Origin of the sequence: Rhodococcus sp. D-6, from assembly GCF_040256695.1 — a bacterium.
GTDB classification, from domain to species: domain Bacteria; phylum Actinomycetota; class Actinomycetes; order Mycobacteriales; family Mycobacteriaceae; genus Rhodococcus; species Rhodococcus pyridinivorans.
On the sequence record NZ_CP132970.1, the window covers coordinates 3,560,676 to 3,585,794 of the forward strand.

Annotated in this window: 27 protein-coding genes and 1 pseudogene; 14 read left to right on the forward strand and 14 right to left on the reverse strand. The window is 67.9% G+C overall.

Annotation, left to right across the window (positions count from 1 at the left end; all coding sequences use genetic code 11):
* The first annotated feature begins 95 nt into the window (after positions 1 to 95).
* The gene (locus RBB84_RS16535) at positions 96 to 1,214 is read left to right on the forward strand and encodes an energy-coupling factor ABC transporter permease (RefSeq protein WP_064256128.1); all 1,119 of its coding nucleotides are present in this window, start codon (positions 96 to 98) and stop codon (positions 1,212 to 1,214) included.
* Positions 1,215 to 1,240: 26 nt separating this feature from the next.
* Here RBB84_RS16535 and RBB84_RS16540 read toward each other — a convergent pair whose 3' ends face one another.
* Positions 1,241 to 1,771, reverse strand: coding sequence for a TetR/AcrR family transcriptional regulator (locus RBB84_RS16540; protein ID WP_228045181.1), 531 nt, complete (start codon positions 1,769 to 1,771; stop codon positions 1,241 to 1,243).
* A gap of 366 nt (positions 1,772 to 2,137) precedes the next feature.
* On the opposite strand from RBB84_RS16540, the gene RBB84_RS16545 reads away from it, so the two are divergent.
* Genes RBB84_RS16545 through RBB84_RS16565 form a run of 5 tightly spaced genes read left to right on the forward strand, consistent with a single transcriptional unit; the run spans position 2,138 to position 6,413 of the window.
* Positions 2,138 to 2,653, forward strand: a complete 516-nt coding sequence (locus RBB84_RS16545) for a DUF4242 domain-containing protein (protein WP_016694511.1) — start codon at positions 2,138 to 2,140, stop codon at positions 2,651 to 2,653.
* A gap of 7 nt (positions 2,654 to 2,660) precedes the next feature.
* Complete coding sequence (locus tag RBB84_RS16550) at positions 2,661 to 3,710, forward strand: acyl-CoA dehydrogenase family protein (RefSeq protein ID WP_024102073.1); 1,050 nt, start codon at positions 2,661 to 2,663, stop codon at positions 3,708 to 3,710.
* Positions 3,686 to 4,426, forward strand: a complete 741-nt coding sequence (locus RBB84_RS16555) for an ATP-binding cassette domain-containing protein (protein WP_064256127.1) — start codon at positions 3,686 to 3,688, stop codon at positions 4,424 to 4,426. Before RBB84_RS16550 ends, RBB84_RS16555 begins: the two co-directional genes overlap by 25 nt.
* Positions 4,423 to 5,595, forward strand: a complete 1,173-nt coding sequence (locus tag RBB84_RS16560; RefSeq protein WP_064256126.1) for an ABC transporter substrate-binding protein — start codon at positions 4,423 to 4,425, stop codon at positions 5,593 to 5,595. Before RBB84_RS16555 ends, RBB84_RS16560 begins: the two co-directional genes overlap by 4 nt.
* Positions 5,592 to 6,413, forward strand: coding sequence for an ABC transporter permease (locus RBB84_RS16565; RefSeq protein WP_006553699.1), 822 nt, complete (start codon positions 5,592 to 5,594; stop codon positions 6,411 to 6,413). The genes RBB84_RS16560 and RBB84_RS16565 overlap by 4 nt, the downstream gene beginning before the upstream one ends.
* Positions 6,414 to 6,420: 7 nt before the next feature.
* Here the strand turns inward: RBB84_RS16565 and RBB84_RS16570 are convergent, their stop codons facing one another.
* The 4 genes and pseudogenes from RBB84_RS16570 to RBB84_RS16585 form a co-directional block, all read right to left on the reverse strand.
* On the reverse strand, positions 6,421 to 6,894 hold the full coding sequence (locus RBB84_RS16570) for a nitroreductase family deazaflavin-dependent oxidoreductase (protein ID WP_024102076.1): 474 nt from the start codon (positions 6,892 to 6,894) through the stop codon (positions 6,421 to 6,423).
* A gap of 4 nt (positions 6,895 to 6,898) precedes the next feature.
* Positions 6,899 to 7,771: an alpha/beta hydrolase gene (locus tag RBB84_RS16575; RefSeq protein ID WP_019290848.1), complete on the reverse strand. Its 873-nt coding sequence runs from the start codon at positions 7,769 to 7,771 to the stop codon at positions 6,899 to 6,901.
* On the reverse strand, positions 7,761 to 8,402 hold the full coding sequence (locus RBB84_RS16580) for a TetR/AcrR family transcriptional regulator (RefSeq protein ID WP_064256125.1): 642 nt from the start codon (positions 8,400 to 8,402) through the stop codon (positions 7,761 to 7,763). Before RBB84_RS16580 ends, RBB84_RS16575 begins: the two co-directional genes overlap by 11 nt.
* A pseudogene (locus RBB84_RS16585) lies at positions 8,399 to 8,653 on the reverse strand (hypothetical protein); the annotation flags it as partial. The gene RBB84_RS16580 and the pseudogene RBB84_RS16585, both read right to left, overlap by 4 nt.
* A gap of 14 nt (positions 8,654 to 8,667) precedes the next feature.
* On the opposite strand from RBB84_RS16585, the gene RBB84_RS16590 reads away from it, so the two are divergent.
* The 4 genes from RBB84_RS16590 (at position 8,668) to RBB84_RS16605 (ending at position 11,881) form a co-directional block, all read left to right on the forward strand.
* Entirely contained in the window at positions 8,668 to 9,729 is a 1,062-nt protein-coding gene (locus RBB84_RS16590) for an alanine racemase (RefSeq protein WP_024102079.1), read from the forward strand.
* Between the two features lie 93 nt (positions 9,730 to 9,822).
* On the forward strand, positions 9,823 to 10,269 hold the full coding sequence (locus RBB84_RS16595; RefSeq protein WP_019290845.1) for a MaoC family dehydratase N-terminal domain-containing protein: 447 nt from the start codon (positions 9,823 to 9,825) through the stop codon (positions 10,267 to 10,269).
* Positions 10,266 to 10,703, forward strand: coding sequence for a MaoC/PaaZ C-terminal domain-containing protein (locus RBB84_RS16600; protein ID WP_064256123.1), 438 nt, complete (start codon positions 10,266 to 10,268; stop codon positions 10,701 to 10,703). Before RBB84_RS16595 ends, RBB84_RS16600 begins: the two co-directional genes overlap by 4 nt.
* A 56-nt stretch (positions 10,704 to 10,759) precedes the next feature.
* Positions 10,760 to 11,881 carry a PQQ-dependent sugar dehydrogenase gene (locus RBB84_RS16605; RefSeq protein WP_064256122.1) on the forward strand — a complete coding sequence of 374 codons (1,122 nt, stop codon included), beginning with the start codon at positions 10,760 to 10,762 and terminating at the stop codon, positions 11,879 to 11,881.
* A 3-nt stretch (positions 11,882 to 11,884) separates the two neighbouring features.
* On the opposite strand, the gene RBB84_RS16610 is transcribed toward RBB84_RS16605, so the two are convergent.
* From RBB84_RS16610 to RBB84_RS16620, 3 genes are read right to left on the reverse strand one after another with little or no spacing between them, the layout of a single operon-like run.
* A complete protein-coding gene (locus tag RBB84_RS16610) occupies positions 11,885 to 12,337 on the reverse strand; it encodes a MaoC family dehydratase (protein WP_006553710.1) in 453 nt (150 codons plus the stop codon).
* A 28-nt stretch (positions 12,338 to 12,365) separates the two neighbouring features.
* Positions 12,366 to 13,112 carry a GntR family transcriptional regulator gene (locus tag RBB84_RS16615; RefSeq protein ID WP_006553711.1) on the reverse strand — a complete coding sequence of 249 codons (747 nt, stop codon included), beginning with the start codon at positions 13,110 to 13,112 and terminating at the stop codon, positions 12,366 to 12,368.
* A gap of 26 nt (positions 13,113 to 13,138) precedes the next feature.
* The gene (locus RBB84_RS16620; RefSeq protein ID WP_064256121.1) at positions 13,139 to 14,290 is read right to left on the reverse strand and encodes an acyl-CoA dehydrogenase family protein; all 1,152 of its coding nucleotides are present in this window, start codon (positions 14,288 to 14,290) and stop codon (positions 13,139 to 13,141) included.
* A 211-nt stretch (positions 14,291 to 14,501) separates the two neighbouring features.
* On the opposite strand from RBB84_RS16620, the gene RBB84_RS16625 reads away from it, so the two are divergent.
* A complete protein-coding gene (locus RBB84_RS16625) occupies positions 14,502 to 15,377 on the forward strand; it encodes a CoA ester lyase (protein WP_064256120.1) in 876 nt (291 codons plus the stop codon).
* Between the two features lie 5 nt (positions 15,378 to 15,382).
* Positions 15,383 to 16,426, forward strand: coding sequence for a MaoC family dehydratase (locus RBB84_RS16630; RefSeq protein WP_064256119.1), 1,044 nt, complete (start codon positions 15,383 to 15,385; stop codon positions 16,424 to 16,426).
* A 69-nt stretch (positions 16,427 to 16,495) separates the two neighbouring features.
* Here the strand turns inward: RBB84_RS16630 and RBB84_RS16635 are convergent, their stop codons facing one another.
* From RBB84_RS16635 to RBB84_RS16650, 4 genes are all read right to left on the reverse strand, one after another.
* Entirely contained in the window at positions 16,496 to 16,909 is a 414-nt protein-coding gene (locus tag RBB84_RS16635) for a hypothetical protein (protein WP_060650299.1), read from the reverse strand.
* Positions 16,910 to 17,038: 129 nt separating this feature from the next.
* Positions 17,039 to 18,109, reverse strand: coding sequence for a 2-oxoacid:ferredoxin oxidoreductase subunit beta (locus RBB84_RS16640; RefSeq protein ID WP_064256118.1), 1,071 nt, complete (start codon positions 18,107 to 18,109; stop codon positions 17,039 to 17,041).
* Positions 18,106 to 20,040: a 2-oxoacid:acceptor oxidoreductase subunit alpha gene (locus RBB84_RS16645; protein WP_064256117.1), complete on the reverse strand. Its 1,935-nt coding sequence runs from the start codon at positions 20,038 to 20,040 to the stop codon at positions 18,106 to 18,108. The genes RBB84_RS16640 and RBB84_RS16645 overlap by 4 nt, the downstream gene beginning before the upstream one ends.
* 129 nt (positions 20,041 to 20,169) lie before the next feature.
* Positions 20,170 to 20,883, reverse strand: a complete 714-nt coding sequence (locus RBB84_RS16650) for a dienelactone hydrolase family protein (RefSeq protein WP_064256202.1) — start codon at positions 20,881 to 20,883, stop codon at positions 20,170 to 20,172.
* A gap of 217 nt (positions 20,884 to 21,100) precedes the next feature.
* Here RBB84_RS16650 and RBB84_RS16655 point away from each other — a divergent pair, with 217 nt between their 5' ends.
* On the forward strand, positions 21,101 to 21,793 hold the full coding sequence (locus RBB84_RS16655; RefSeq protein WP_064256116.1) for an SDR family NAD(P)-dependent oxidoreductase: 693 nt from the start codon (positions 21,101 to 21,103) through the stop codon (positions 21,791 to 21,793).
* Between the two features lie 5 nt (positions 21,794 to 21,798).
* Here RBB84_RS16655 and RBB84_RS16660 read toward each other — a convergent pair whose 3' ends face one another.
* Complete coding sequence (locus tag RBB84_RS16660) at positions 21,799 to 22,092, reverse strand: WhiB family transcriptional regulator (protein WP_006553718.1); 294 nt, start codon at positions 22,090 to 22,092, stop codon at positions 21,799 to 21,801.
* 184 nt (positions 22,093 to 22,276) lie between these two features.
* Complete coding sequence (locus tag RBB84_RS16665) at positions 22,277 to 23,497, reverse strand: CaiB/BaiF CoA-transferase family protein (RefSeq protein WP_024102091.1); 1,221 nt, start codon at positions 23,495 to 23,497, stop codon at positions 22,277 to 22,279.
* Between the two features lie 205 nt (positions 23,498 to 23,702).
* Between RBB84_RS16665 and RBB84_RS16670 the strand changes: the two genes are divergently transcribed.
* Positions 23,703 to 25,118, forward strand: a complete 1,416-nt coding sequence (locus RBB84_RS16670; RefSeq protein WP_024102092.1) for an MFS transporter — start codon at positions 23,703 to 23,705, stop codon at positions 25,116 to 25,118.
* Position 25,119: the final 1 nt, after the last annotated feature.

Genomic DNA, 25,119 nt, shown 5'->3' on the forward strand with positions numbered 1-25,119 from the left:
CCCGTCCCGCCGAGCTCTCGAAAACGCTCCGCCTCCCCCGATGCCGGTACTAGCCTTCGCCGCAGAGCACTCCGTCGGCGAGAGGGACATCGGAGATGGTCGATTCGAGTGGGTTTGCCGGCACGGACGTCCTCGCCCTGCACATGGGCGACGGCCTGATCGCCGACCGCGCGTCCGCGTGGTTCTTCGTCATCGCCGTGATCGGGGTCAGCATCGCCGCCTGGTACGCACGCAGCGACCTGAGCAAGAGGTCGGTGCCCACTGCGGCGGTGGTCTGCGCCCTGTTGTTCGCCCTGCAGGTGGTCGACGTTCCGGTGCTGCCGGACGTGAGCGGCCACGTCGTGGGCGGCGCGCTCGCGGCGATCCTGCTCGGCCCGTTCGTGGGTGCGGTCGCATTGACGATCGTCCTCGTGGTGCAGGCCTTCGTCTTCGCCGACGGCGGCCTGTCGGCACTGGGCGCCAACGTCACGAACATGGTGCTCGTCGCCATCGCCGCCGGTTTCCTCGCCGCGACGGTGCTGCGCGCACTGTGCGAACACCACGGGGTGCGGCGGTTCGTCATGCTCGGCCTGGTCTCGTTCGTCGCAGGGTTCGTCTCGGTCCTTGCGGCGGTGACGGGTTTCGTCGTCGAGTACGCCCTCGGCGGCACCTTTGCGGTTCCGGTGTCGAACATCGGATTCCTCTACGCCACGCACATTCCCGTCGGGCTGGTCGAGGGTGTGGTGACGGCCGCCGTCGTGCTCGCCGTTGCGCGGATCTCCCCGGAATCCGTCCATCTCACCCGGCTTCCGGTCAATCCTCTCGACGCGACCGCCTCGCCGCCCCCGCCTCCGCGTCCGCGCGCTCGCGGGACGCTGTTCATCGGCCTGGCGTTCACCTCGCTCGTCGTCGCAGGGATCCTCGCGCCGCTCGCCGTCGACACCCCCGGCGCTCTCGAGGTGGCCACCTCACGCGGCTGCGAGATCGACTCGCTCACCGAGGATCTCACAGGCGACTGCATGGCACGGGACGTCGAGGAACATCGGCTCGCCGACAGCGCACTGGCCGACTACACCATCGACGACCGTCCCGGTTCGACGGGCATTGCCGCCGTGCTGGGAACGCTCGGCACCTTCGTGTTGGCGAGCGTGTGTTTCCGCGCTCTCGTGCCGCGGCCGGCAATCTCCGCGACCACGGAGCGCCGCACACAGCAGCGGAGCAACTCGGCAGGCTGAGTCCACGGGTCGACGCGGACCCCGGGTCAGCGGGGGAGATGCGTCTCGATGATCGCTGCAGCCATGTCGCGGCCGAGCCGGATCGGTTCGACGGAGTGCTCGAACTTGCTGCCGGACAAGGCACCGTCGTAGATCAGTTGCACGCGCCCGGCCACCACCTCGGATTCGGTCGCCCCGGCGAGATTCAGCAGGTCGACGAGCGTCGAATTCAGCCATTCCCGGTGCGCGAGCACCGGTTCGAGAGGCTCCTGGGGGAATTCCGTCGCGGCGTTGGCGTACTGGCATCCCCGGAAGTTCTTCTTCGGCGCCGACTGCATCGCGAGATCGAAGAAGGTGAGGATCTTCGCGATCGGATCGTCGAGCGGTTCGGCGGCGGCGTGCCACCGCTGCCGGTCGCGCTGGTCGAGATCCTCCAGATAGGCGAGCACCAGTGCATCCTTCGACCCGTACGACGAGTAGAGGCTCGCGCGGGCGACGCCGGCCTCGGCGAGGATGCGGTCGATGCCCACCGCACGGATACCGTGCTCGGCGAAGAGCGTGCTCGCGGTGTCGAGCAGACGTGTGGAGGGTGAGGGCTTGGACGGCGATCGCTCGGCTCTCCCCTTCGGACCGGCCGTGCCCTTCGGAGTGCCGATCGATTCACTCTCGACGAACGTACGCACGTACCCAGAGTAACGGACAGGGCGCGATAGACAGACCGTTCTATTCACAGTACGGTGAAGCACGTGGCACACAGCCTTCTGACTCGCCGCCTGCACGTGGATTTCGTGCGGGTGTCGACTGCTGCGTGTTGTCGCTCCTCTCTCTGACCGGCCTCGTCTGCGTGCGCCGCATGCCGTAGTCGCCCCGTCCGAAGACGAAACGGCGCCCCGCCGTGCCCGGACCGGTCACAGTTCCAACCCGCTTTCCCGGAAGGTGACCCCATGTCGCTGTATCTCTACGAACTCGTCCCCACCGAGGGCCAGGCCGAAGCTGCCATCAAGGCCTTCGACGATGCTGTCGTCGCCGCCGGCGGCGAACTGATCGAATCGCAGGTCACCACTGGCGGCACGCGTGTCTTCGCGATCGCCGAGTTCGACGCCTGCCGCCCCGCCCAGCTCGAGTCGGCCTCCCTCGATGTCGCCGAGATCGTCGGCCCGAACGAGGTCCGTCTGGTCGGCGCCGAGCTCGACCAGATCAAGGCCACCCGCCCCGAGGCCGGTTACCTCGTCGAGTGGGACATCCCCGACACCATCGACATGGAGACCTACCTCGCGCGCAAGAAGGCGAATTCACCGAAGTACGCCGACGTCCCCGAGGTGAGCTTCCTGCGCACCTACGTCCGCGAGGACATGGACAAGTGCCTGTGCTTCTACAACGCCCCCGACGAGGCCGCCGTCGTGCGCGCCCGCGAGGTCGTCAGCACGCCCATCGACCGTCTCCACTCCCTCGAAGGATAAGCATCCGATGACCGCGGCCATTGACCGGACGAGCGAGGAACCGCGCGCGGCGATCGCAGAGTTCGTACGCGATCGCGCAGCTGCTCTCGATCGCGGAGAAACCGACATCCGCACCGACATCGCCCGTACAGGCGAGCTCGGCCTTCTCCGCAAGGGGCTGAGCGGGGAGTGTCTCTCCGAGATGGTCGCGGTCATCGACGAGGTCGCCGCCGAATCGCTCACCGTCGGCTTCTCGCTGTGGGCGCAGCGCATGGCGCTCGAATACATCGATCGCGCACCGCAGTTCCTGCGCGATCGTTACCGGGACGACCTCGCGTCCGGCCGCACGATCGGCGTCACCGCCATGGCCGCGGCGCTCAAGCATCTTGCCGGTCTCGGCGAGCTCCCCCTCGTCGCCGAACGAACCGACGACGGCATCACCGTCACCGGCCCGATCCACTGGGCGTCCAACGTCTTTCCCGACTCGGTGATCGTCTTCCCGGCCCGCACCGCCGACGGTGATCGCCTCGTCGCCGTCGTCCGCGCCGACGCCGAGGGCATCACCATCGCGGATTCACCCGAACTGCTCGCGCTCGGCGCCACGTCGTCGACCTCGCTGAAGCTCGACGGTGTGCGGATTCCGCAGTCGCACATCCTCACCGAGGATCTCGCAAACTTCTGCGGTTCGATCCGGCCCACCTTCATGATGCTGCAGACCTCGTTCTGCGTCGGCATGGCACGCGCATCGCTCACTGAGGCCGTCGGCCGTCTGCACGGACTGGGCGAGCAGTTCACCGGTGAGTACGAAGAGCTTTCGGCGCAGTACGAGTCACTGCGCGAACGACTGTACCGCTTCGCCACCGATCCCACCTCGATCGCTCCTGCGGAGTTCATCCGCCTGCGTCTCGACGGTTCGGTCGTCGCCGTCGCCGCGACCCGCCTCGAAGCGACACTGCGCGGCGGTGCCGGATACGCGACGGCCAGCGCCACCAACCGCCGATTCCGTGAGGCGGCCTTCCTGCCCATTCAATCGCCGTCGGAAGGACAGCTGCGGTGGGAACTGTCGCAGTACGAATAGCGAACGGATACAAGAGTTTCGCCGGTCGCCGTAGCCCGGTTCTCCAGGGGGTGAATCTGGATATCGCGACCGGCGAGTTCCTCGTGGTGCTCGGCAGCAGCGGTAGCGGCAAGTCGACGCTGCTGCGGATCGTCGCGGGTCTCGATCACCTCGATCGCGGTTCCGTCGACTGGCCCGACACCGAGGGCGACAACCGTCCGCACACCGGGATGGTCTTCCAGCAGCCCTTCCTGATGCCGTGGCTCACCGTGCGCGAGAACATCGCCTTCGGTGGACGGTTCGCCGCGCACCGCGAGCGGTTCGACACCGCCTACGCCGATTCGCTCCTCGAGCGTTTCGGCCTCTCCGCGCTCGCCGGCTACTACCCCGACCAGCTGTCCGGTGGTCAGGCCCAGCGCATCGCCGTCATCCGCGCCGTCGCGGTGCGTCCGCGACTGCTGCTGCTCGACGAACCGTTCAGCGCCCTCGACCCGGCCACCCGCTCCGATTTGCGGTCGTGGCTCGGCGAACTCGCGCGCGATCTCGGTTTCACGACGGTCCTCGTCACCCACGACATCGACGAGGCGCTCGAACTCGCCGACCGCATCGCACTGTTCGGGAGTTCGGGTGTGGTGCAGCAGGAATGGGCGCTCGGCGGCATGTCTGCGCTCGACCGCGACGCGCTGCGTCCGGCCATCCTGGCGCACTACCGCGATTCGTCGCTGTCCGCGACATGACCGATCCGGTCCTGTTCAGCCGTCGCACCCTCATGCGCGGTGCGCTCGGCCTCGCGGCAGCCGGGGGTATCGCCGGCACGATCGACCTCGCGCGCACCGCGACCACCGACCGCGCCAATCGCACTGGGCAACTGCGCATCGGCTACCTGCCGATCACCGACGCCGCGCCGCTGCTCGTCGCGCACGGGTCGAGCCTGTATCCCTCCGGCGTCGTCGATTCCGCGAAGCCGGTGCTCTTCCGCAGTTGGGCGTCGCTCGCCGAGGCCTTCATCAGCCGGCGCGTCGACGTCGTGCACCTGCTCATGCCCATGGCGGTCCAGTTGCGGTACAGCCTGGGTAGTTCCGTGCGGATCCTCGGCTGGAACCACACCAACGGCTCGGCGCTGACGGTCGCCCCGCACATCACCGACCTGAGCGATCTCGCAGGTCAGACGGTGGCGATCCCGTTCTGGTGGTCGATCCACAACATCGCTCTGCAACAGCTGTTGCGGGCGCACGGACTGACACCGGTCGTGCGGGAGGCGCCGTCGAAGTCCGCCCGTACCGTGGGCCTCGTCGTGATGGGTCCGTCCGACATGATCCCGGCCCTGGCGAACGGCTCGATCGCCGCGTTCACCGTCGCCGATCCATTCAACGCCGCCGCGGAGGTCCGCGGGGTGGGGCGGATCCACCGTTTCCTCGGTGATGTGTGGCGCGACCACGCGTGCTGCGCCCTGCTCGTGCACGAGGACCTGATCGAACGCGACCCCGTCGCCGTACAGTCCCTCACCGACTCGGTGGTCTCCGCCCAGTTGCAGATCGGCGCCGACCGTCAGGCCGCGGCCGCGATGTTGTCCGCCGGATACCTTCCGCAGCCGTTGCCCGCGATCACGAAGGCCCTCACCTATCCCGACCGCGAGGCCGGCACGGTGCACCCGCAGTGGCAGCCGCAACGCATCGGGTACCAGCCGTTCCCCTTCCCGACCTTCACCGCGGCACTGATCGAGGCGATGCACGACACCGTCGTCGACGGCGACACGCGGTTCCTCTCTCGTCTCGACCCTGCGACGGTGCACGACGACCTCGTCGACGACCGCTTCGTCCGCACATCCCTCACCCGCGTCGATGGCACCGATGCCTTCGGCCTTCCCTCCGATCTCACCCGCACAGAGGAGGTCGATCCTTCGTGAGCGCCCCGACCGGCACGGCGCCGGAGACGGCCCGCACCGTCCGGCAGCTGCCCCTCGTCCCCCAGGCCGTCGCCATCGTCATCGCGATCGCCTTGTGGTGGCTGGTGACGACGGTGCTCGTCGCGCCGGATTCGCTCGTGCGGGACTTCGCCCCGCAGTACGTCTTCCCGGCGATCGTCGACCTGTTCGCACGCGGCGTCCTGCTGCCCGACACGCTCGCGAGCCTGTGGCGGTTGCTGGTGGGTCTGCTGATCGCCGCGACGCTCGGCATCCCGCTCGGGTTGCTGATCGGACTCAACCCGTTGGTCGAGCGCGCGACGATGCCCATCATGCAGTTCCTGCGGATGATCTCGCCGCTGTCGTGGGCGCCGATCGCCGTGGCGTTGTTCGGCATCGGCCACCAGCCCGTCTTCTTCCTCATCGCCGCCGCCGCGATCTGGCCGATCGTCATCAACACGGCGGCCGGTGTGCACGGCATCGACCAGGGCTATCTGATGGTGGCCCGCTCGTTCGGTGCGACGCGACTCGAACTGCTCACCACCGTCGTCCTGCCGGCCATCCGCGCGCAGGTGCAGACCGGTCTGCGGGTCGGTCTCGGTATCGCGTGGGTCGTGCTCGTCCCCGCCGAGATGCTCGGCGTGCGGTCCGGTCTCGGCTACCAGATCCTCAACGCCCGCGACCAGCTCGCCTACGACCAGGTCATGGCCGTGATCGTCGTGATCGGTTTCCTCGGGTTCTGGCTCGACTGGGCGGCGCGGCACCTGCTGCGCGAACGGCGGAGGCCGGTGAGCGTCGAGGAAGCCGACCGCCCGCTCTGACCTGCGATCAGGACTCGAGCGACGTCAGTACGAAGACGGGGAGCACCCGGTCGGTGCGCTTCGCGTACAGCGCGTAGTTCGGCCACGTCTGCAGCAGCACCTGCCACAGCCGCGCGCGTTCGTCGCCCTCCGCGATCCGCACCGACACCGCGTGCTCGTGCCCGTCGTACAGCACCTGCGCCTGGTCGGCCGCGCGCAGGTTGATCGCCCAGGACGGGGCTTTCGGGTGTCCCCAGTTCGACCCCACCACGAGCCATCCCCCGTCGTGCGGCACACACAGCAGCGGTGTGGACCGCGGCACCCCGCTCTTGCGGCCCTTCACGGTGAGCACGAGCGAGGGCAGTCCCGCGATCGCGAGCAGGGTGACCTTGCCGCGCGTGGCCCGTTGGATGGTCTTGTCCACCGCGATGATCGGCTGTGAATACCGCGGCAACCACGGCAACGCTCCGATACGGACGGCGACCGGTCGGAGCGGATTCATGCGGTCATCTCCCCCAGGCTGCCAGCAGCGTCCGGGCTGCGGCGACGACGGCCAGCGGCTGATCGATCATCGGATGGTGGCCCGAGGCCGGAAGATCGATCAACAACGCGTCAGGACCCAGATTGTCGACCATCCGCCCGTAGAGCGCGTCGTCGATGATGCCGCGTTCGCAGCGGAAGTAGGCGACGGCGCATCCCGGACTCATCGCCTCGAGGCTACGGCGCCCCTCACGTCCCATGCGGAGATTGTCGAATTTCCACGACCAGCCGCCGTCGACCTGCTTCAGCGATCCGCGGGCGATGTGCTCGAGCACGTAGGGTTCGGCGTCGTCCTGCGGCGGCACGAGGCGGAATCGGGCGACGGCGTCCTCCGCCGCGGCGTACACCTTCGGCGGTCCGGCGTTCGCGACGGCCTTCGCGCGCATCTCGAGTTCCTCGGGCGTCATGTCGCGGATCGGCGAATCGATGATCACCACACCGGCGAGTTCGTCGCCGTGGAGATGTGAGGCGGCGAACGAGACGATCCCGCCCATGCTGTGACCGATGAGGACCGGTGGACCGCTGATACCGCCGGCGCGGGCCGCAGCGACGACCTCCGCGGACCACGCTTCCAGGGTGTAGTGCTCGCGGTGGTCGCTGTCGCCGTGACCGCTCAGATCGAGCGCGACGACACGACGTCCGGCGGCAAGCTGCGGGCCGATGTGGTCCCACCACCCCGAATGCGCCATGCCGCCGTGGACCAGCACGATGCCCGGCAGACCGGATTCGCCCCACGCCCGGTAGGCGATGGTCGCACCGGCTGCCTCGACCTTCCCGGTCTCGACGGGTGTGGCCAGGGCGTCGACGAACCACTGAGGAGCAGATCCACTATTGCTCATTATTCGAACCTATGTCAGATGTGACGAGCGCCGACATCCGGGCCATCAGTTCGATCCGTCGCACCTCGAGTTCCGGCTGCGGATGCACCGTCGACGCCAGCGCTTCGCCGTCGAACATGTGCACGAGCGACAGCAGGAGGGTGTCGAAGACGTCGGCCGGGAACCGTGCCGCGACAGGCAGCGACCTGCCGAGATCGACGATCTGGGCGTGGTAGCGCTCGGCCATCGGCGTTAGATGCTCCCGCAACGCCGGGTCGGTGCGCGCCGCGCCGAGCAGTTCGTACCAGGCTGCGTTCATCGGGGCCCGGCAGGCGGTGCGCAGCAGTTCGAGGCACACCCGCAGCGACTCGGAGATGTCCGCGTGCTCGTCGCCGAGCGCCGCGAGACCCGCTTCGAAGTTCGCGAACTGGTGTTCCCGGACGGCGTCGGCCGCCGCGATCATCAGGTCGAGTCGCGTGGGGAAGTGCCGGAACACCCCACCCGACGACACCCCCGAGCGCCGGCACACCTCACCGATCGTGGTCGCGGTATAGCCGAGCCCGGCGAGGGCAGTGATGGTCGCGTCGAGGATGCGGCCGATCGTCTCCTCCCTGCGCTCCTGCTGGGTACGGCGTACTACGGATGCACTCACGCGACGGGCTCACCCGCCGGGATGCGCATCGGCGCGGGTCCGCGCTCCTCCACCCCGGCGCGCAGGAACCGGCCGGTGCCGACGGTATGTCCGTAACCGGGCACGAACTCGCCGTCGCGGAAGACCACCCGGCCGGCGACCGCCGTCGCCGTCACCGCGCGGTCGTTGCGGTTGACCATGCGGCGGATGCCACCGAACTCCTCGAGCGGCGACTCGTGATAGGCATCGACGTCGGCGTTCAGTCCGGCAGGTCTACGGTTCGGCCATGGACCTCGACACCACCCCGGCACTGCTCGTCGACCGCGACATCCTCGACCGCAACATCGCGCGGATGGCGCAGTCCGCCGCCTCACGAGGCCTGTCGCTGCGACCCCACGCGAAGACGCACAAGTGCTCCGAGATCGGACGACGCCAGCTCGGTGCGGGAGCCCGCGGCCTGACGGTCGCGACCGTCTCCGAAGCCGAAGTCTTCGCCGACGAGGGTTTCGACGACCTGTTCGTCGCGTACCCGCTGTGGGTCGACGCTGCCCGCGGTGCACGGCTGCGCGCGTTGACCGACCGGGTGCGCCTGACGGTCGGGATCGATTCCGCGACCGGAGCCCGGCAATTCGTCGAGCACGCCGGCACCGCGATCGGGGTGCTCGTCGAGATCGACAGCGGGCACCACCGCACCGGCGTGTTGCCCGAACAGGCCGGAACCGTGGCGTCGGCGGCCCGCGAGGCGGGCCTCGACGTGCGCGGCGTCTTCACCTTCCCCGGCCACTCGTACGCACCCGACGCGCCCGACAGCGCAGCACGGGAGGAAGCCGACGCACTGGCGGCAGCAGCGGCGTCGCTACGAGCAGCGGGGATCGAGCCGACCGTGATCAGTGGGGGTTCCTCCCCCACGGCACATCTCGACGTGCCCACGGTTGCAACCGAGTTGCGTCCCGGCGTGTACGTCTTCGGTGATGCGCAGCAACTCGAACTCGGCGCGGTGAGCGAATCCGACATCGCGCTGACCGCCCTGGCGACCGTCGTTTCCGCTCGCGACGAGGTGATCGTGCTCGATGCCGGTTCCAAGGCGCTCGGCGCCGATCGAGCCGCGTGGGCCACGGGGTACGGACGCATCCTCGGGGAACCGGACGCGCGCATCACCGCACTGTCGGAGCATCACGCGACGGTGCAGTGGCCGGAGGCATCGACCCGCCCACAACTCGGCGACAGGGTGCGGGTGATCCCCAACCACGTGTGCAATGCCGTGAACCTCGCGGACGAGTTGATCACGGTCTCCGGCGACGCGGTAGTCGAGCGATGGAAGGTCGCGGCAAGAGGGTGCAACACGTGATCCCGAGACGGTCCCCCACACGATCACCTCGAATTCGGCGTGTAGGTCACGAACACGACACCGATCCTCCCCGCACGTCGCTACGCTGCGTTGATGCCGCTGAACCCCGACCTTGCCGGACGCATCTTTCCGCCGACGTCCTATCTCGTCGGCCGGGAGAAGATCCGGGAATTCGCCCGCGCCGTCCGATCGACGCATCCGATCCATCTCGACCCGGAGGCAGCCCGGGCCGCCGGCTTCCCTGATGTCGTGGCTCCTACGACCTTCACCACCGTCGTCCAGAGTCCGTCGGTGACACAGCTTCTGGAGACGCCGGGTACCGGTCTCGAGCTGCACCGGGTGGTGCACGGGTCGGAGAAGGTCGAGCACCGGCGCCCGATCGTGGCCGGCGACGATTTGACCGCGACGCTCACCATCACGGAGGTCACCGAACGCGCCGGCAACCACATCCTGTCCACGATCTGCGAGATCCGGGACGACACGGACGATCTGGTCGCGGTAGTCACTTCGACACTGCTTCACCGAGGAGACGACGCATGACACTCGGCACCGCACTACGATTCGACGAACTCGAGGTCGGTGCGGTCATCGCGAAGACCGAACTGACGGTGACCCGCAGCGATCTGGTCCGCTACGCCGGTGCCTCGGGCGACTTCAACCCGATCCACTACGACGACGTCGTCGCGGCCGGCGAAGGGCTCCCTGGCGTGCTCTGCCAGGGAATGCTCACCGCAGCCCTCGCCCTGCAGACCCTCACGGAACGGCTCGGCGATCCCACCGTGGTCGTCTCCTACGAGACACGGTTCACGCGACCCGTTGTGGTCGACCCGATGTACGGTGCCGTCCTGTCGGTGTCTGCGAGGGTCGCCCGCCGCGACGAGGCGGAGCGCACCGCACGGATCGATATCACCGTATCCGTCGACGACCGGCGGGTGCTCGGCAAGACCCAGGTCCGGCTCGCGTTCTCGTCCTGACTCCGAGCGCCGGGAATTCGCCGACGGAACGGACCTCGGTAAGAGAGGATCGACCCATGTCGCGGACACTTCTCGCCGGCTTGGCCGCCGCAGCAACAGCCGTGTACCTCGGGGCATGTGCGTCCCCGTCGAGTCCGTCCGTCGACGAGGGCACCGCCCGGGTGAGCCGTACCATCGTCGAGCACTCGGCGTCCGAGACGGCCACTCCGCGCGTCACCGGCATCGTCGCGTCCGGTCTCGACACTCCGTGGGGAGTTGCTTTTCTTCCCGGTGGTTCTGCACTGGTGACCGAGCGCAACACCGGCCGGATCGTCGAGATCACCGACGGCGAGGTCCGCGAGGTCGGTCGCGTCGGAGAGACCCTCGCGCAGGGCGAATCGGGACTGCTGGGAATCGCGGTGTCGCCGACCTTCGACACCGACCGCTTCGTGTACCTGTACGTGACAACCGGCAGCGACAACCGGGTACTCCGAGCCGTTTTCGACGGCACCACGCTCGCCGAACCGGAGGTGATCCTCGACGGTATCCCGGCCGGACGGATCCACGACGGCGGGCGGATGATCTTCGGTCCCGACGGGATGCTGTACGTCGCGACCGGCGAGGCGGGCGAGCGCGAACTCGCCCAGGATCCGGAATCACTCGGCGGCAAGATTCTTCGCATCACCGGCGACGGCGAACCCGCGCCCGACAACCCGGATCCGGCGTCGCCGGTGTACTCGCTCGGTCACCGCAACGTGCAGGGACTCGCATTCGACGGCCGGGGACGGTTGTGGGCGTCGGAGTTCGGGCAGAACGACGTCGACGAGCTGAATCTCGTGACGGCCGGTGCGAACTACGGGTGGCCCGTGACCGAAGGGGCCGGGGGCTCCGGCGAATTCGTCGATCCGGTCCTCACCTGGCCGGTCTCGCAGGCGTCGCCGTCGGGCCTGGCATGGTTCGACGGCAGCCTGTGGATGGCAGGCCTGCGCGGAGAACGCCTCTGGCGCATCGATATCCCGGATACTGATGTGCAGGACACCGCAGTCACCGCGACCGACTTCTTCGTCGGCGAGTACGGACGATTGCGGACCGTCGTCGCCGCGCCGGACGGCTCACTGTGGCTGACGACGTCCAATCGGGACGGTCGCGGCAGCCCGGCCGACGACGACGACCGCATCCTCCGGATCGAGATCTCCTGACGATCAGGGGACGAGAACGACCACCGTCTCGGCGACCAGCGCCGGGCGCTCTCCACCCTCGATCTCGATGGTGTATCCGACGACGAGGTTCGCACCCTTGGCGGTGCGCTCGAGCGATGTGAACTCGGCGCCGGCACGGATCCGCGAGCCGACGGGGACCGGCGCGGGATAGCGAACCTTGTTGCTGCCGTAGTTGACCTTCATCTTCAGGCCCTCGAGGGAGAAGATCTGGGTGCCGAGCACCGGCAGCAGCGACAAGGTCAGGTAACCGTGGGCGATGGTCTTGCCGTACGGGCCGTCCTTCGCACGCTCGGGGTCGACGTGGATCCACTGGTGATCACCGGTGGCCTCGGCGAACAGGTCGATGCGCTTCTGGTCGATCTCGAGCCAATCGCTGTAGCCGAGGTGCTCGCCGACGGCCTTCTCGACCTCGTCGATTCCGTTGAGAACCCGCATTGTTGCTCCTGTCGATGTGCGGCGACGGTCAGAGACCGGCTCGCCTGAGGGTGACGCGATAGGTGTAGTGCTCGGGCAGAAAGTAACTCACCGACAACTCGGTAGGCACGCCATCGTCGTTCGAGTACAACCGGTCGACGCGCAGCAAGGGATGTCCTACTTCACAATTCAGTTCGGTCGCCACCTGTTCGGTGGCGAGCGCGACCGTGATGGACTGTGCGGCTTCGACGATGGGACTGTCGAGATGGGGTTCGAGCAGGCCGATCATCGTGTTCCGACTCGACGCGCCCGCTTGCAGCTCGGGCGAATCGAGCACGTGTGCCGCGACGTGCTCGGGCAGATGAACGGTGGTGAGGACGAACGGGATTCCGTCGTGCAGACGCTTGAAGACCGCGGTGTACAGCACGTCGGTGTCGAGGCGGAGCCGGCTCGCCGCATCGATGTCGACCCCGCGCCGCAACGGCGAGACGATCTGCATGACCGTGTCGGCCGACAGAGCGAGCAGATCCTCGATCGAGCCGAGCTGGCGCCGATAACGCCGGCCCGACTCGTTCGCGAAGGTGCCGCGGCCGGGAACACGGTAGACGATGCCGTCGGCCACGAGATCCTGGAAGGCGCGACGCACCGTCTGCCGGCTCACGCCGTGTTCCTCGGCGAGTTCGGCCTCGGTGGGCAGCCGCGTGCCGTCGCTGTACCGTCCCGCCTCGACGGCCTCCCGGAGCTGGCGCGCGAGTTGCGCGTAGGCCGGTTCCGTTTCCCGCACCTTGTAGTCCATGACGGACCGATCCTAGCGGCCGGTCGTCACAGTCCGCCGCGTGCTACGAGCTGGCTCGCGATGACGTTGCGCTGGATCTCGTTGGTGCCCTCGCCGACGATCATCAGCGGCGCGTCGCGGAAGTAGCGCTCGACGTCGTACTCGGTGGAGTAGCCGTAGCCGCCGTGGATGCGCACCGCGTTCAGGGCGATCTCCATCGCGATCTCCGAGCAGTACAGCTTGGCCATACCGGCTTCCATGTCGCAGCGCTCGCCGCTGTCGTACTTCTCCGCCGCGTAGCGCGCCAGCTGCCGGGCCGCGGTGAGCTTGGTGGCCATCTCCGCCAGGTAGTTGCCGATGGACTGGTGCTTCCAGATCGGCTGACCGAAGCTCTCGCGCTGCTGCGCGTAGGCGAGGGAATCCTCGAGTGCAGCGGTCGCGACACCGAGGGCGCGGGAGGCGACCTGCAGGCGGCCGGTCTCGAGGCCCTTCATCATGTGGGCGAAGCCCTTGCCGGGCTCGCCGCCGAGGATCGCGTCGACGGAGATGCGGTAGTTGTCGAAGCTCAGCTCGCACGACTCGACGCCCTTGTAACCCAGCTTGGGCAGGTCGCGTGAGACGGTCAGGCCCGGGCCGTGCTCGACGAGCACGACGGAGATGCCCTTGTGGCGCGGCTGCGCGGTGGGGTCGGTCTTGCACAGCAGCGCGATCAGCCCCGAGCGACGCGCGTTGGTGATCCACGTCTTGGCACCGTTGATGACCAGCTCGTCGCCGTCACGCTTGGCGGTCGTGGTCATCGCTTGCAGGTCGGAGCCGCCGCCGGGCTCGGTCAGCGCCATCGTCGCCCGGATCCCACCGGTGGCGAGCTTGGGCAGATACTTGCTCTTCTGCTCCTCGGTGCCGAACAGGGTCAGCAGCTTGGCGACGACGGTGTGCCCGCCCATCGCACCCGACAGCGACATCCATCCGCGGGCGAGTTCCTCGGTGACCTGGACGTAGCAAGGCATCGACACCGGCGAGCCGCCGTACTCCTCGGGCACGGCGAGCCCGTAGATGCCGATCTGCTTCATCTGCTCGATCCACTTCTCGGGGTACTCGCCTGCGTGCTCGACCTCCTGCACCGACGGCTTGACCTCCCGATCGATGAAGTCGCGGACGGTCTCGACCAGAAAAGTCTCTTCGTCGTTCAGGTAGGTCACGGGGCATCCTTCGTTGGGGACGGGCCACACGGACCCGGGAACTTTGTACGGCCATTTTGTGGACCGGGCTCGGACGTTGTCAACGCAAAGACCGTCATTCGACGTCGTGATTGCAGAGTTTTCGACGATACGAACGACTGCACCTTCCTATGAGCACACCTCTCCGTGGGGTGGCATACCGCCAACAATGGCCGTACATTTAGCGCCGTCATTGCCGACCGAACTCCCCGAGGTCCCCGTGTCTTCCGAGCAACACCTCCGCCGGCGCGCCGTTCTCGTCGCCCCCGGATCCGACGAACGCAAAGCCGGTAAGGCCCTCGCCTCCGCCGCCGACGAGGTCGTCCTCGACCTCGAGGACGCCGTCACCGCCGCCCAGAAGGACGCCGCCCGCGAACTCGTGGCTCCCCTGATCCGCGAACACGGCGCCGCACGCACCGTCTCCGTGCGCATCAACGGACGCGGCACCCCCTGGTTCGAGGACGACCTGCGCACGTGCGCCGCACTCGGCGACGCCCTCGCCTCGATCGTGATCCCCAAGGTCGAGAGCGCCGACGACCTCGTCGAGGCCGACCGCATCCTCGGCGATTCGACCGTCCCGGTGCAGGCCCTCATCGAGACCCCTGCCGGCGTGCAGCGCATCGACGAGATCGTCGCCGGGCCCCGGGTTGCCGGCGTGATCATCGGCTACGCCGACCTCGGCGCCTCCCTGGGCCGCGCCCGCACCGGCGCGCCCGAGCACTGGCTCTACGTGCAGGACCGCGTGCTGCACGCCGCCCGCGCTGCGGGTGTCCAGGCGATCGACGGCCCGTTCCTCGGCATCGCCGACGACGACGCCTTCCGTCACTCGGTGCAGTGGGTGTCCGATCTCGGATTCGACGGAAAGTGGGTCATCCACCCTGCGCAGATCACCTCTGCGGCAGCGGCCTTCACCCCCACCGACGATCAGGTCGACGCCGCCCGCAAGGTTCTCGACGCGCTAGAGGAAGCCGAGAACCGCGGTGCCGGAGCCGCCCAGCTCGACGGGCAGATGCTCGACGAGGCCGTTGCCGTCGCCGCCCGCCGCACCCTGTCGAAGATCGGAGCCTGAAAGCCATGACCACCTCGTACGTCGGCGGACCCTATTTCGACGAACTGACCGTCGGCCAGGTCTTCGACACCGCCCCCGCCGTGACGCTCACCGACGGCCTCGCCGCCGCGCACCAGAGCATTCTCGGTGACCGCCTGCGTCTTCCGCTCGACAAGCACCTCTCGGCCGCCGTCGCGGGTGGGCCGGTCGCGCACGCCGGTTTCGTCACCGACATCGCGATCGGGCAGTCCACGCTCGTCACGCACCACGTCAAGGCCAACCTCTTCTACCGCGGCCTGCGTTTCCGCCGCTTCCCGCACATCGGCGACACCCTCTACACCACCACCGAAGTCGTTGGACTGAAGGAGAATTCGGCGAAGCCCGGACGCAGGCCCACCGGTCTCGCGGCGTTGCGCATGAACACGGTCGATCAGGACGGCAACACCGTCCTCGATTTCTACCGCTGCGCGATGCTGCCGCTGAGGGAGAACCCCGACCCCGACCGCGTCGTGCACTCCGACGACCTCTCGGCCATCGGACCGCAGGACGAACCGCAGTGGTCCGCGCCCGCCGACTGGGATCTGGATGTCTACCGGTCGAAGGTGCCGGGCGAGCACTTCGACAAGTCCCTCGCCGGTGCCGTGCTGCAGTCCAGCGGCGATGTCGTCTCGAGCGCACCGGAACTCGCGCGCCTGAGCCTCAACATCGCGGCGACGCACCACGACGAGCGGGTCGGCGCGTCGGGTCGTCTCGTGTACGGCGGCCACACCATCGGCCTGGCCTTCTCGCAGGCGACGCGCGCGCTGCCGAATCTCGTGACGGTGCTGGGTTGGAAGGCGTGCGACCACACCGGTCCGGTGCAGGAGGGCGACACCCTCACCAGCGACCTGCACATCGAATCCGCCGAGCCCCTCGCCGAGGGCGGTGGCGTGCTGAACCTGCGGTCGGTCGTCTACGCGCACCGCGGCGGTGCCGCGAATGGCAACCGCGGCGGTGCCGCGAATGGCAACCGCGGCGGTGCCGAGCGGGCGCCCGTGCTGGATTGGCGGTTCACCGCACTCATGGCCTGACAGCCCCTGCCGAAACCGACGTTGTGCGCGAAATCGTTTGGAAAATCGCGAACAATGTCGGTTTCGTCGTTATGCATCAACTCGTTTGACGAGGCGCTCGTAGCGCTGCCGGGCCGCCTGGGTGCTTCCCAGACCGAGGCCGAAAGCGATCTCCTGCCAGGTCATCCCGCGCTCCCGCGCGATGCGGAGGATCAGCGCCTCGAGTTGGTCCATCTCGGCGCGCGCCTTCGGGACGAGGCCGAGCGCGGCGATGACGTCGGCGTCGTCGACCTCGGGTTCGTCGGGGCCGGGACTGTGCACGCCGCCCGCCAGTGCCGCGACGAGACGGATGGCGCCGAGCGGGTCGAGCATCTCGGGGTGCGACTGCCTGGCCCGTTGTTCGGGAGTGCTGCCGTGCCGTTCGGCGATCCGGAAGAGCCCCGCGTACTCACGGTGGGCGCGTTCGCGACTCGGATCGGGTGGGGTGAAACCTTCCTCGGACATGATCCCAGGATGGCGCGTGAACAAGTTGTTGTCAACAGTTTGTTCATACATGCCCGATCCGCAACGACTTCGACCATCCGCCACAGCAATTGCGGCGGCGAATAGCCAGGACGGTAGCGAATACGGGCATCAGGGCACGGTCCACGTGTTGTCGCCCCGCAGCAACTGCTGCAGGTCGGCGGTGCCGGACTCCCGCGCGGTCCGCACCCGAGCGCGCTCCGCGTCGTCGTAGGTCGTCCGCCCGACCTGCCGCACGATCCCCGTGACGACGTAACGGAGGTCCTGGTCCGACAGCCGCGACAGCGCGTACGCGTATTCGGGGTCGTCGGTGTGCGCGTCGTGCACGACGATGTCGGCGGCGTCCACCTCGGAGCGCTGCACCACACGCAGACCGAAACCCTTTCGGACGACGCACAGCTCGTCGTCGACGCCGAAGATGATCGGTTCGCCGTGCCGCAGCGGGATCAGGTGCGACGGCGCTTCGTCCTTGCGCAACACGTCGAACGAGCCGTCGTTGAAGATCGGGCAGTCCTGCAGGATCTCGACGAAGGCCGCACCGCGATGGTGTGCCGCCGCGCGCAGGACCTCCGTCAGTCCGGCGCGATCGGAGTCGAGAGCACGTGCGACGAAGGACGCCTCGGCGCCGAGCGCGAGCGACAGGGTGTTGAACGGCGCGTCGACCGACCCACCGGGTGAGGACTTGGTGACCTTGCCGACCTCCGAGGTCGGCGAGTACTGCCCCTTGGTCAGGCCGTAGATCCGGTTGTTGAACAACAGGATCCGCATGTTCACGTTGCGACGCAGGGCGTGGACGAGATGGTTGCCGCCGATCGACAGGGCGTCGCCGTCGCCGGTCACGACCCACACCGACAGATCCGGACGCGTCACCGCCAGACCGGTCGCGAGTGTCGGGGCGCGTCCGTGGATCGAGTGCACACCGTAGGTGTCGAGATAGTAGGGGAAGCGCGACGAGCATCCGATACCGGAGACGAACACGATATTCTCACGCCGGACACCCAATTCGGGCAGCAGGCTGCGGACCGTCGCGAGGATGACGTAGTCGCCGCAACCCGGACACCACCGCACTTCCTGGTCGGACGTGAAGTCCTTCGCCTTCTGCGGGTCGTCCGTCCGGGGCACACCGTCGAGTGCGTCGGTGTGCGGGCGGAGTCCGAGATCGTGGCCGAGGAGTCCGGTCATGCTCGTGCCCTCTCTGCTGTCGGGTCGAGTTTCGTCGACGAGGCGACCGCGGCCGGCGTCCGGGATCGTTCGGTGTCGGCGAGTGTTCCGGCGAACTCGGCTTCGATGGCGTCGTGGAGTTCGTCGGCGCGGAACGCCATGCCGGATACCTTCGTCACCGGCTGGATGTCGGCATCGAACCGCGACCGCAGCAGGAAGGACAGCTGACCGAGGTTCATCTCCGGGACCAGCACGCGCCGGTAGCGGCCGAGCACGTCGCCGAGATTCTTCGGCATCGGCGCCAGGTGCCGGAGGTGCGCGCGGGCGACGACATGCCCCGCTCGCCGGGCGCGACGCACGGCCTCCCCGATCGGCCCGTACGACGAACCCCAGCCGAGCACGAGCACCTCGGCGTCGCCGGTGGGGTCGTCGACGTCGAGATCCGGGACGTCGATGCCGGCCACCCGCGCGACCCGCAGTCGGGTCATCAGCTCGTGGTTGGTGTGGTGGTACGAGATGTCGCCGGTGCCGTCGGCCTTCTCGAGTCCGCCGATCCGATGCTCGCGACCTGCGGTGCCGGGTGTCGCCCAGTCGCGCGCGAGGGTGTCGGCGTGGCGGGCGTAGGGCAGGTAGCCGGGATCGTCGTCACCCGGCGACGCGGCGAAGCGCGGATCGATGCGGGGCAGGTCGTCGATGTCGGGGATCCGCCACGGTTCGGATCCGTTGGCGATCGCACCGTCGGACAACAGCATGACCGGGGTGCGGTAGGTGATGGCGATGCGCGCGGCTTCGAGTGCGGCGTCGAAGCAGTCGGCGGGTGACTGCGGAGCGACGATCGCGACGGGCGATTCGCCGTTGCGGCCGAACATCGCCTGCATCAGGTCGGCCTGTTCGGTCTTCGTCGGAAGGCCCGTGGACGGTCCACCACGCTGGACGTCGACGACGATCAGCGGCAGCTCGGTCATCACCGCCAGACCGATGGCCTCGGATTGCAGGGCGATCCCCGGGCCCGACGTGCTGGTGACGCCGAGCGCGCCGCCGTAGGACGCGCCGATCGCAGCGCCGATACCCGCGATCTCGTCCTCGGCCTGGAAGGTGTGCACGCCGAACCGTTCGAGCCTGCTCAGTTCGTGGAGGATGTCGGAGGCCGGGGTGATCGGGTAGGTACCGAGGAAGACGTCCATCCCCGCCGCGCGACCCGCCGCGACGAGACCGTAGGCGAGGGCGGTGTTGCCGGTGATCTGCCGGTACGTGCCGGGTGGCAGCGACGCGCGGGCCACCTCGTAGGTCGTGGCGAACGTCTCGGTGGTCTCCCCGTAGTTCCAGCCGGCGCGCAGGGCGAGGACGTTCGCGTGCGCGATGTCGGGCTTCGACGCGAACTTGCGCTCGAGGAACGTCTCGACCGGCGCGATCGGCCTCCCGTACATCCACGACAGGAGACCGAGCGCGAACATGTTCTTCGAGCGCTGCGCGTCCTTCTTGCCGACGCCGGCGGGTTCGACGGCTCCAGCGGTGAGCGTGCCCATCGGCAGGGCGTGGACGGTCAGGTGCTCCACCGCGTCGGTGCCGAGCGGATCGGCGTCGTAGCCCGCCTTGCTCAGGTTCCGTTTGGTGAACTCGTCGCTGTTGACGATGACGGTGCCGCCTCGGGGCAGGTCGCCGACGTTGGCCTTGAAGGCCGCCGGGTTCATCGCGACCAGCACGTCGGGCCGGTCGCCGGCGGTGAGGATGTCGTGGTCGGCGATCTGGATCTGGAAGCTCGAGACCCCGGGAAGAGTGCCCTGAGGTGCGCGGATCTCGGCGGGGAAGTTGGGTTGTGTGGCAAGGTCGTTGCCGAAGGCCGCCGCCTCGGCGGTGAACCTGTCACCGGCGAGTTGCATGCCGTCGCCGGAGTCGCCGGCGATGCGGATGACGACCTGTTCGAGTTTCGCGCTCGACGCCATGCGCTCCATCGTGGCCCTCACGCGCGCATGTGCAACCGTTTCTCCCGAAAATTCTGCTCATCCGCTACAAGATCGGCTTTCCGCTACAGCAATGGCCGGCAATCACCGCAGCGGAAAGCCAACTTTGTAGCGAACGCGTCAGGAGCGGACGGTGTCGCCGACGAAGCTCAACGCCTGTGGCCACGACACGGCGTAGGCGTCGGCGTTGACGGGATTGCCGTGCCGGTCGCGGGAGGAGAAACCGTGTTCGGCGCCCGGGTAGACATGGGTGATGGTCGCGCCGGTCTCGCGCTGTTGCAGCGTCGCCTGCAGGTTCGCGAAGGTCTCGGCGCTCATGATCGTGTCGGCGCCGGCGTGCAGCACCATGACGGGTGCAGCGACGCGACCTGCCTGTTCGACGGCGTCGATCGTGTGGTTCGGGGCGGGCGGCACCGCGATCGACGGGTGGTAGGCCACGACGTTCGCGACCCGCGTGTCGCGGGCGCCGAGGATCAGGGCGAGGCGTCCGCCGAGGCACCATCCGATCACGCCGACCTTCTCCAGGCGCAGCTCACCGAAGGCATGGTCGAGCAGGGTCGCCATCTCCGCGAGGCACTTCTCGTCGTCGAGGCCCCGCATCAACTCCACGAGTTCCTCGCGCGAGGTGTCGTCGGCGCTCGGTCCGTGCCAGGGATCCCAGACGAGCGCGGTCACACCGGTTCCGGCGATGTCGTGCGCGTACTCGCGGACCTGGGCGTCGACGCCGGTGATCATGGGCAGCAGCAGCATTCCTCCGGTGGCACCGCCGAGCGGCCTGGCCAGATAGGCGCGCAGACCTCCGATGTGAACGAATTCTGCCTCGATGTCGGTCATCGACCGTCCTTCCACTTTGCGTCGTTTGTTCGTCATGATCTTCGTATGAAGTCGTTCAGCGGGTAGCACATCCACCCGTCACTGCAGCTCAGTGGCCGTCCGTCCCACCCACCGAAAAAAATGAGAGCACCATTTCCATTTTGCGGTATCGTTCCTCTCAAGCACCGACGTACGGTCGGAGCGCGGCAGACGGCTCGCTCGGAAGGGATACAGGCAGATGGCTCGCACCGTATTGGTCAGTGGTGGCACCGGCGGCCTCGGCAGCGCCGTGACGAAACATCTCCTCGACACCGGATGGCGGGTCGTGGTGCCGTGGCTGGTCCGTGACGAGCTCGAGCGCGTGGGCATGCATCCGAACCTCCAACTCGTCCAGGCCGACGTCTCCGACGAGCAACAGCTCGAGGACGCCCTGAACCTGGCGTGCGACGACCCCGACGCTCCCCTCTTCGGCGTCGTCAATCTCGTCGGCGGCTTCGCCTCGGGACCGCGGGTGCACGAAACCCCGATCGAGGTCCTCGACTCCCAGCTCGATCTCAACCTGCGCACCGCCTATTCCGTCAGCCAGGCGGCGCTGCCCCACCTGATCCGCCGCGGCGGTGGATCGATCGTCTGCATCTCCACCGCCGCGACGCTCAACCCCTTCCCGGGCGGCGCCCCCTACATCGCTTCCAAGGCTGCGGTGTCGGCGCTGGTCGAGACGATGGCGCTCGAGTACCGCGACGACCACATCCGCGTCAACGCGCTGCTGCCCGTCGTCATCGACACCCCGGCCAACCGCGCCGCGATGCCCGACGCCGACACGAGCCGCTGGTCGAAGCCGGCCGACATCGCGAAGGTCATCGAGTTCCTGATCTCCGATGCGGGCGCCTCCGTCACCGGTGGTCTGATCCCCGTCACCAACGTCGGCTGACAACGTCAGACCGACTGGAGGCGACCGAGTTTCATCGCACGTTCGAACGCTCGCCGTTCGGCGTAGTTCATGCCGCCCCACACGCCGTGCGTCTCTCCGGTGCGCACGGCGTGCACTCGGCACGCGTCGATCACCGGACAGGAGCGACAGACCTCCTTCGCCTGCCGCTCGGCCCGGAGCACCGCACCACGGCCGTCCTCGGGCTGAGGGAAGAACATCGACGTGTCCACCCCGCGGCACCGCGCCGCGACCACCCAGTCACGGTCCCCGGATCCGTACATCGCCGCCTCCTTGCCCATCGGGCCATCACGGACCCGCACTCGTCGAACGAGTATTTGTACGGCGATTTTTCGGTACCCGGCGGGGATCGTCAATCGCTGAGCAGGACAAATCCATCAGAATCGACGATGCCAGTCGCTTCGGATACCTATAAGCACCGGACGCTATGGCCGCACATTTGATGAGCGGACGAGACAGGGCGGATCAGCCGACGATGCCGGCCTTCTTCAGACCCGCGATCTGCTCGTCGGTGAGCCCGAGATCGGCGAGCACCGTGTCGGTGTGCTGACCGAGACCCGGAACCGCACCCATCGGCAGTTCGACGTCGCGGAAGTTCATCGGCGGCAGGATGCCGCGCACCGGACCCGCCTCGGTCTGCACCTCACGCCAGCGATCGCGCGTCGCGAGCTGGGGGTGTTCGATGAGCCCGCGTAGATCCCGCAGCTGCGCGGCCGGCACACCGGCGTCGGCGAGCTTCTCGTCGAGCTCCGCGCTCGTGAACTGCTTGGTGGCCTGCCCGACCAGCGCATCGACCTCCTCGCGGCGACGCACCCGCTCGAGATTGGTGGCGTAACGCGGATCGTCGCCCAGTTCGGGCATGCCGAGCACATCGGTGAGCGTGCGCCAGCCCCGGTCGTTCTGCACGCCGATGAGGATCTCGCCGTCCGAGGTGGGGTACTTGTCGTACGGCGCGATCGAGGTGTGCGACAGACCCATCCGCGGCACCTGGCGTCCCTGGTACATCTGCAGGTACATCGGATAACCAAGCCATTCGGCGGTCGCGTCGAACATCGACACGTCGATCGTCGCGCCGACGCCCGTGCGGTGCCGGCGCAACAGCGCCGCCTGGATGGAGGTGAGCGCATACATGCCCGCGGCGATGTCCGAGGTGGGGATGCCCGTCTTCACCGCAGTCTCGGGCGTGCCGGTGATCGAGCACAGGCCGGTCTCGGACTGCACGAGCATGTCGTAGGCCTTGCGGTCGCGCATCGGTCCGTCGGTGCCGTAACCGGACATGTTGACCACCACCAGTTCCGGGTGGTCGGCACGCAGGTCGTCGGCACCGAGTCCGAGACGCTCCACCGCGCCGGGAGCGAGATTCTGCAAGAAGACGTCCGCACCGCGGATCAGCGCCTTCACCGCATCGATGCCCTCGGGAGCCTTGAGATCCACCGCGAACGATTCCTTGCCGCGGTTGAGCCAGACGAAGTGTGCGGCCAGGCCGTGCACGGCACCGTCGTAGGCGCGCGCGAAGTCGCCGTCGCCGACGCGTTCGACCTTGACGACACGGGCTCCGAGGTCTGCGAGATGGCGCGTCGCGAGGGGCGCGGCGACCGCCTGTTCGAGGCTCACCACAGTGATGCCCTCCAGCGGCAGGCCGGCAGAAACCTCCACCTCGGTCCGATCGGTTCGGTCGCTCGTCACCTGATGTCCTTTCGCGTTCGCGGTTCCCCCATCCGGCGTCGCTGCATGTCTACCAGGACGAACACGGACTCCCCAGTAATACCTCTGCGGTATCGATTCGGGTCCTATTGGGTATTGGACTGGAAAGCCGAGCCCTGCCACTCTCTGTTGAGACGCAGACCACATTCCACCCGCCTCGTCCGGGGGCGTAGCAGACGGAGGGCGCATGAGTTCGTCCACACCCACCGATCAGGAGATCGCGAGGAAGGCCCGCAAGGCCGGTATCGCCTCCTTCATCGGCACCACCATCGAGTGGTACGACTTCTACATCTACGGCACGGCCGCCGCGCTGGTGTTCGGCCAGGTCTTCTTCTCGGACGAACTCTCGAGCGGTGTCGCGACCCTCCTCGCGTTCGTCACCCTCTGGGCCGGCTTCCTCGCCCGCCCACTCGGTGGCGTCATCTTCGGCCATCTCGGAGACCGCCTCGGACGCAAGAACACCCTCGTCATCACGCTCGTCATGATGGGCATTGCGACGGTGGGCATCGGTTTGCTCCCCACCTACGCGCAGATCGGAATGTGGGCGCCGGTCCTGCTGGTCTTCCTGCGCATCGTGCAGGGCGTCGCGGTCGGCGGCGAATGGGGCGGCGCCGTCCTCATCGCCAGCGAGAACGCCCCGAAGGGCAAGGGAATCCTGTATTCGGCGTTCGCGCAGCAGGGTTCGCCCGCCGGCAACCTGCTGTCGACGATGGCCTTCTTCTTCCTCGCAGCGCTGCCCACCCCGCAGTTCATGATGTGGGGCTGGCGCATCCCGTTCCTGCTGTCGGGCGTGCTGGTCGTCATAGGCATGGTGATCCGCCTCAAGCTCGAGGAATCGGACGCGATGAAAGCCGTTCTGGCACGCAAGAAGACCGTCAAGCTCCCGATCAAGGAAGTGCTGCGCAAGCACTGGGTCCTGGTCCTGCTCGGCGCCGGTGCACTGCCCCTCGCCCAGGTGACCTATTTCAAGAACACCTTCGCGCTGTCGTGGGCGACGAGCGAACTCGGTTACGAGCGCGGCACCTTCCTCGCGATCATCGCCATCGCCCTCGTCGTGCAGTTCATCGTGCAGCCGTTCGGTGCCGTGCTGGTGTCGAAAATCGACATGCGCAGGGCCATGCTCCTGATGATCGTCCCGGAGCTGTTCCTCATGCCGGCGATGTTCTTCGCGATTCGCACCGAGACCTTCGCGGTCGCCGTGATCGGTATGTGCCTCGCGACGATTCCGCACTCGATGTTCTACGGCGCGATCGCCGGCATCCTGGCCCGCGCCTTCCCGGCAAACATCCGGTACTCGGGCCTGTCGCTCGCCTACCAGCTGTGCTCGCTGATCGTCGGTGGTGGCACCCCGGTTCTCGCCCAGTACCTGCTCAACTCGTCCGGTGACGTCACCGGCGTGGCCATCGCGGCGGCCTGCTACGCAGCGGTTTCCCTCGTGTGCACCCTGGCACTGCTCGAGCGCACCGGATACGACCCGAAGGCACCCTCGGTCGCCGAGAAGTCCGACGCCGACGAACTCGCCCTCGAGCAGTCGGAGGCGGCCGAGCACGACCGCCGTACTCCGGGAACCGACGACACCCCACGAGATCGCGTCCATGCCTAGG

Excerpts from the sequence above, each read along its gene's own strand:
- RBB84_RS16640 (WP_064256118.1), bottom strand. The coding sequence starts at position 18,109 with ATGACCGGACTCCTCGGCCACGATCTCGGACTCCGCCCGCACACCGAC.
- RBB84_RS16590 (WP_024102079.1), top strand. The coding sequence starts at position 8,668 with ATGGACCTCGACACCACCCCGGCACTGCTCGTCGACCGCGACATCCTC.
- RBB84_RS16545 (WP_016694511.1), top strand. The coding sequence starts at position 2,138 with ATGTCGCTGTATCTCTACGAACTCGTCCCCACCGAGGGCCAGGCCGAA.
- RBB84_RS16635 (WP_060650299.1), bottom strand. The coding sequence starts at position 16,909 with ATGTCCGAGGAAGGTTTCACCCCACCCGATCCGAGTCGCGAACGCGCC.
- RBB84_RS16575 (WP_019290848.1), bottom strand. The coding sequence starts at position 7,771 with ATGAGCAATAGTGGATCTGCTCCTCAGTGGTTCGTCGACGCCCTGGCC.
- RBB84_RS16615 (WP_006553711.1), bottom strand. The coding sequence starts at position 13,112 with ATGGACTACAAGGTGCGGGAAACGGAACCGGCCTACGCGCAACTCGCG.
- RBB84_RS16560 (WP_064256126.1), top strand. The coding sequence starts at position 4,423 with ATGACCGATCCGGTCCTGTTCAGCCGTCGCACCCTCATGCGCGGTGCG.
- RBB84_RS16550 (WP_024102073.1), top strand. The coding sequence starts at position 2,661 with ATGACCGCGGCCATTGACCGGACGAGCGAGGAACCGCGCGCGGCGATC.
- RBB84_RS16660 (WP_006553718.1), bottom strand. The coding sequence starts at position 22,092 with ATGGGCAAGGAGGCGGCGATGTACGGATCCGGGGACCGTGACTGGGTG.
- RBB84_RS16595 (WP_019290845.1), top strand. The coding sequence starts at position 9,823 with ATGCCGCTGAACCCCGACCTTGCCGGACGCATCTTTCCGCCGACGTCC.
- RBB84_RS16610 (WP_006553710.1), bottom strand. The coding sequence starts at position 12,337 with ATGCGGGTTCTCAACGGAATCGACGAGGTCGAGAAGGCCGTCGGCGAG.
- RBB84_RS16605 (WP_064256122.1), top strand. The coding sequence starts at position 10,760 with ATGTCGCGGACACTTCTCGCCGGCTTGGCCGCCGCAGCAACAGCCGTG.
- RBB84_RS16650 (WP_064256202.1), bottom strand. The coding sequence starts at position 20,883 with ATGACCGACATCGAGGCAGAATTCGTTCACATCGGAGGTCTGCGCGCC.
- RBB84_RS16570 (WP_024102076.1), bottom strand. The coding sequence starts at position 6,894 with ATGAATCCGCTCCGACCGGTCGCCGTCCGTATCGGAGCGTTGCCGTGG.
- RBB84_RS16655 (WP_064256116.1), top strand. The coding sequence starts at position 21,101 with ATGGCTCGCACCGTATTGGTCAGTGGTGGCACCGGCGGCCTCGGCAGC.
- RBB84_RS16600 (WP_064256123.1), top strand. The coding sequence starts at position 10,266 with ATGACACTCGGCACCGCACTACGATTCGACGAACTCGAGGTCGGTGCG.
- RBB84_RS16535 (WP_064256128.1), top strand. The coding sequence starts at position 96 with ATGGTCGATTCGAGTGGGTTTGCCGGCACGGACGTCCTCGCCCTGCAC.
- RBB84_RS16670 (WP_024102092.1), top strand. The coding sequence starts at position 23,703 with ATGAGTTCGTCCACACCCACCGATCAGGAGATCGCGAGGAAGGCCCGC.
- RBB84_RS16645 (WP_064256117.1), bottom strand. The coding sequence starts at position 20,040 with ATGGAGCGCATGGCGTCGAGCGCGAAACTCGAACAGGTCGTCATCCGC.
- RBB84_RS16630 (WP_064256119.1), top strand. The coding sequence starts at position 15,383 with ATGACCACCTCGTACGTCGGCGGACCCTATTTCGACGAACTGACCGTC.